The sequence below is a fragment of the Sphingorhabdus sp. EL138 genome (assembly GCF_945862485.1).
Classification (GTDB): domain Bacteria; phylum Pseudomonadota; class Alphaproteobacteria; order Sphingomonadales; family Sphingomonadaceae; genus Sphingorhabdus_B.
This window is the reverse complement of the sequence record NZ_CAMAYF010000044.1, coordinates 1-5,148: the sequence shown is the minus strand read 5'-3', so window position 1 is coordinate 5,148 and position 5,148 is coordinate 1. Positions and strand designations below refer to the sequence as shown.

At 56.0% G+C, this 5,148-nt stretch carries 6 protein-coding genes; 5 read left to right on the top strand and 1 reads right to left on the bottom strand.

Translation table 11 applies throughout. The features are described 5' to 3' along the window. Positions 1 to 65: 65 nt before the first annotated feature. Positions 66 to 698, bottom strand: a complete 633-nt coding sequence (locus Q0O33_RS10430; protein WP_295499285.1) for a peroxiredoxin — start codon at positions 696 to 698, stop codon at positions 66 to 68. Positions 699 to 803: 105 nt separating this feature from the next. Between Q0O33_RS10430 and Q0O33_RS10425 the strand changes: the two genes are divergently transcribed. From Q0O33_RS10425 to Q0O33_RS10405, 5 genes are all read left to right on the top strand, one after another. Beyond that, on the top strand, positions 804 to 1,721 hold the full coding sequence (locus tag Q0O33_RS10425; protein ID WP_295499283.1) for an MBL fold metallo-hydrolase: 918 nt from the start codon (positions 804 to 806) through the stop codon (positions 1,719 to 1,721). Beyond that, a complete protein-coding gene (locus tag Q0O33_RS10420) occupies positions 1,718 to 2,158 on the top strand; it encodes a YeeE/YedE thiosulfate transporter family protein (protein WP_295499280.1) in 441 nt (146 codons plus the stop codon). The genes Q0O33_RS10425 and Q0O33_RS10420 overlap by 4 nt, the downstream gene beginning before the upstream one ends. Further along, positions 2,155 to 2,598 (top strand): DUF6691 family protein, encoded by a 444-nt coding sequence (locus Q0O33_RS10415; RefSeq protein WP_295499277.1) that lies wholly within the window; start codon positions 2,155 to 2,157, stop codon positions 2,596 to 2,598. The genes Q0O33_RS10420 and Q0O33_RS10415 overlap by 4 nt, the downstream gene beginning before the upstream one ends. Continuing rightward, positions 2,595 to 4,178, top strand: coding sequence for a bifunctional protein tyrosine phosphatase family protein/NAD(P)/FAD-dependent oxidoreductase (locus Q0O33_RS10410; protein WP_295499274.1), 1,584 nt, complete (start codon positions 2,595 to 2,597; stop codon positions 4,176 to 4,178). Before Q0O33_RS10415 ends, Q0O33_RS10410 begins: the two co-directional genes overlap by 4 nt. Before the next feature lie 5 nt (positions 4,179 to 4,183). Further along, positions 4,184 to 5,148, top strand: a 965-nt coding sequence (locus Q0O33_RS10405) for a SulP family inorganic anion transporter (RefSeq protein WP_295499270.1), incomplete at its 3' end; no start/stop codon positions are given.

The following is a 5,148-nucleotide window of genomic DNA, read 5'->3' as shown; positions in this document are numbered from 1 at the left end:
CTGCGCATAGACTTTTAGTTTGTCCGCCGCTTTTACGGCGCGGTCGCGACTTTCAAAAAGCGACGTCATTTCGTGTCGGCCAAATGGCAAAACCAATCATCGTCACCACTGATTTCGGCGCTGTTTATAATTGGCATTGCAAGCAATTTGTCACCGGGCTGCCATCCCTCTGGAGCAAGGCCAGCGCCGCCCTGCGTAGCTTGCAATGCGTAAAGAAGGCGCAGCATTTCACTAACCGATCGGCCCACATTATACGGATACGTCGTGATGGCACGAATGATGCCGTCGGGGTCGATGAAATAGGTTGAGCGCACCGCGGCGCTATCCGCTGCAGCATCATCAATCATGCCATATGCGCGGCCAATGGCCATGGAGGGATCTTCAATGATCGGGAAAGGAACATTCACCCCAAATTTGTGTTTAATCGCAGTCACCCACGCAATGTGTGAATGGATACTGTCCACGGAAAGCCCGAGCAATGCACAACCAGTTGCTTCGAACGCAGCGGCCGACTTGGCAAGCGCAACAAATTCCGTCGTGCACACGGGCGTAAAGTCTGCGGGGTGCGAAAACAAGATGAGCCACTGGCCCCGATATTCCGATAGGCTCCGTTCCCCGAGCGTTGTTCGCGCGCGAAAGTCCGGCGCTGTTTCGCCGATCCTAATGGGCTGTGAGGCAACTGCTTTCGTGTCGTTCATTTCTTCATCCTGTTCATCGGTCGGCGCTGCCACGAGACTTGTATTGACGCAACATCGATAATCTATTACACAATTTATGTAAATATGAATTTATAGGAGTTTCCGATGCCCGACTCAGCGTTAGAAAATGCCATCGCGCAGGTGAGTGATGCCCAAAAGGGTGTTCCGATAATTCGTGCCTTTTTTGACAAACCGACTTTCACGGTCAGCTATGTGGTCCATGATCCCGAAACCAAGCAGGCTGCTATCATTGATAGCGTGCTTGATTTTGATCCTGCCTCAGGGCGAACCTCGTTCGCGTCGGCGGATGCCATTATCGCATATGTCGCGGAACGGGGCTTGGCCGTTGATTGGCTGCTCGAAACCCATGCGCATGCCGATCACCTTTCGGCAGCGCCTTATTTGCAGCAAAAGCTTGGCGGCAAAATTGCAATTGGCGAACATATCGTCACCGTCCAGAATGTGTTCGGAAAGCTGTTTAACGCTGGCACTGATTTTCAGCGTGATGGGTCGGACTTTGACAGGCTGTTTGCCGATGGCGACCACTTCCAAATTGGGAAGCTGGACGTAACAGTCCTCCATGTCCCCGGTCATACGCCTGCGGACATTGCCTATGTCATTGGTGATGCCGTTTTCACGGGCGACACAATGTTCATGCCCGATTACGGCACCGCGCGCGCGGATTTTCCCGGCGGGAACGCGCGGCAATTGTTCCAATCGTTGCGCCGGATATTGTCGCTGCCTGCCACGACGCGGCTCTTCATGTGCCACGACTATTTGCCTGCTGGCCGTACTGAATATGCATGGGAAACCACTGTCGAGGCAGAGCGTACAGGCAATATCCATGCCCATGACGGTATAACCGAGGATGAATTTGTCGCGATGCGTGAGGCGCGCGATGCGACGCTGGATATGCCGCGCCTGATTTTGCCGTCGGTGCAAGTGAATATGCGTGCAGGGCATATGCCCGCGGCGGACGACAATGGCATCACGTACCTCAAAATCCCGGTCAACGCCGTATGATACCGGCCTTTCCTAATGCCATGCCTGTTGAAGGCTTTATGGGTGGCTTGCTGATTGGACTTGCGGCCGCAATCATGCTGCTCGGCCTTGGCCGGATCGCCGGCGTAAGCGGAATGGCGGCACGGGCAACGGGCATCGCGGATAGCGGAGCGCCACGAAATGTCGCAATCGCATTCGTCGTCGGCCTTCCGCTTGGTGCGCTTCTGATCGCACAGACCGTTGGTGCGGTGAACGTCAACTTTCCAGCATCCATCTGGCCGTTGATCATCGGTGGCTTACTCGTTGGTTATGGCACACGGCTCGGCTCGGGCTGCACCAGTGGCCATGGCGTATGCGGGCTGTCGCGTCTTTCGCCGCGATCCATGGTTGCAACCGGCATGTTCATGGCAAGCGGATTTGTGACCGTAGGGATTCTTCGCGCTGGAGGTTGGCTATGACCCGCGCGCTTATCGCATTAATCTCTGGAACGCTGTTCGGGGCCGGCCTTGCCTATTCGGGCATGTCGGACCCTGCGCGGGTTCAGGCGTTTCTGGACCTTTTTGGCCAATGGGATCCGACGCTCGCTTTCGTCATGGGTGGCGCCATGCTGCCCATGGTAGTGGCTTGGGTCATTAAATCGCGACTGTCGGCACCGCTTGCCGCGCCAGCCTTTGATTTGCCAGGCACGGCCACGCTGGATAGCCCGCTCGCTTTTGGGGCCATATTGTTTGGAATGGGTTGGGGCATTGCCGGCCTTTGCCCAGGTCCAGCACTTGCTGACTTGGCGATTGCGCCGGGCGATGTCGCGCCATTTGTCGTTGCGATGTTTGTCGGCATGGCCGCGCAACGCGTGGTACCTTTTACATCCCAAAAACCAAAACAAGCGGGGCCCAAATGACGTTCAAATCCATCACGCCAGGCTTTTCTGTCTCAGGGCAATTGACGACAGAAGATCTGCATCACGCTGCCGCGCAGGGCTTCAAATCTGTTATCTGCAACCGGCCAGATGGCGAAGAGGCGGGGCAACCATCCGCCGCCGCCATTCAGAAAGAAGCAGAAGCGCTTGGCCTGTCATTCACATATATTCCAGCCGTCTCAGGCGCATTTACGGACGATGATGCGGCCAAGATGAAAGCGGCTCTGGCCCAAATGCCATCCCCCATTCTTGCCTATTGCCGCTCCGGCGCGCGTTCAACCAAGCTTTGGGAAATGGCGACAAAAGCTCAGGATGCAGCGCCATCCTCCGCAAAAATCTATGATGTGGTTATCGTCGGCGGCGGCAGTGCCGGAATCGCCACAGCCGCCAGCCTGTTAAAGCGCAATCAGAAGCTATCGGTTGCCGTAATCGAACCTTCAGAAGACCATTATTATCAGCCCGGCTGGACGATGGTTGGGGCTGGTGTTTTCTCGGCTGAATTCACCAAGCGCACCGAAAAATCGGTCATGCCCAAAGCTGTTGACTGGATCAAGAAAGCAGCCTCTGGATTTGTGCCTGAGGACAACAAAGTGCTGCTCGCCGATGGAAGTTCGGTTGCCTATCGCGTGCTGGTGGCATGCCCCGGCATTAAGCTGGATTGGGAGGCTATCGACGGCTTGACCGAAACACTCGGTCAAAATGGCGTAACGTCCAACTATCGTTACGACCTTGCCCCTTATACCAACCGCCTTGTGAAGGATTTCAAGCAAGGCCGCGCGCTGTTCACGCAGCCGCCAATGCCGATTAAATGTGCAGGCGCGCCGCAAAAATCAATGTATCTATCATGCAGTGCGTGGGAACGGGCAGGGGTGTTAAAAGACATTGATGTGCAATTCCATAACAGCGGAGCAGTGCTGTTTGGGGTGGCCGCCTATGTGCCCGCACTGATGGAATATATCGAACGCTATGACGCGCACTTAAATTTTGAATCGAAGCTGGTTGCGATCGATGGCCCAGCCAAAATTGCGACATTTGAACAGAAACGCGGCGACATCATCACGCGGGTCGACGAAAAGTTCGACATGATCCATGTCGTCCCGCCGCAAGTCGCGCCGGATTTTGTGCGCAACAGTCCGCTGGCGGCCGCAAGTGGTTTCATCGAAGTCAATGAAGCAACATTGCAGCATGTGCGTTATGCAAATGTCTTCGCCTTGGGCGATGCCTGCTCGGCGTCAAACGCCAAGACCATGGCGGCAGCGCGCAAGCAAGCGCCTGTGGTCGCGGTGAATGTATTGGCTTCTCTTGAGGGCAAACCGCCTGTCGCCGATTATGACGGCTATGGCAGTTGCCCGTTGACGGTTGAGCGCGGCAAGATTGTGCTCGCCGAATTTGGTTATGGCGGAAAATTGCTGCCGAGCTTCCCCAATTGGCTCATCGACGGCACACGCCCATCGCGCCTGTCATGGCTGTTAAAGGACACCATCCTTCCGCCAATTTACTGGCACGGTATGCTCAAAGGGCATGAGTGGATGGTCAAACCCCACAAGATCGGCGCGGCATAACGGCTATGAAATTGGCGCGCTATTTGCCGATATTGGAATGGGGACGCAGCTATGGCGGCGTGACGTTGACCAATGACTTGGTCGCCGCCGCAATCGTCACGATAATGCTCATCCCGCAAAGCCTGGCTTATGCGATGTTGGCTGGGTTGCCACCGGAAATCGGGCTATACGCGTCTATTCTTCCCATCATTGCCTATGCCCTGTTCGGGACGAGCCGCGCACTCGCCGTTGGGCCAGTGGCGGTGATTTCGCTGATGACTTTGACAGCTGCGAGCGCCGTTGCTGCACCGGGCAGCGCCGAATTTATTGCCGCCACGCTTGTCCTCGCGTTGCTGTCCGGGCTGATCCTGATTGTCATGGGCGTGTTGCGTCTGGGTTTTCTCGCAAACCTGTTATCGCACCCTGTGGTGTCAGGGTTTATCACCGCAAGCGGTATCATTATTGCCACCAGCCAACTCAAGTCGCTGCTGGGCATTAAGGCGTCGGGTGAGGCACTGCCCGAGCTGGTCACGACGTTGATCGAAAATGCCAAGGACACCAATCCTTACACCCTTGCGATTGGCGTGATTGCGACCGGATTTCTATTCTGGGTGCGCAAAGGTTTGAAACCCATGCTCGTCGGTTTCGGGCTGGCGGCGCGGCCCGCTGATCTTGTTGCCAAAGCTGGGCCCATCGTTGCGGTCGCGTTGTCGATTTTGGTGGTCATTGCCTTCGATCTTGAAGCCAAAGGCGTGAAGGTGGTGGGCGACATCCCGCAGAGCTTGCCGCCCTTTACCGTTCCCTTATTCGATGCGGAACTATGGCAGCGACTGGCCGTCCCTGCTTTATTGCTCAGCATCATTGGATTTGTGGAATCGGTCTCGGTCGCGCAAACGCTCGCAGCGAAAAAGCGGCAACGCATTGTTCCGGATCAGGAACTGATCGGCCTGGGCGCAGCCAATGTCGCCGCGGCTTTTTCGGGCGGCTATCC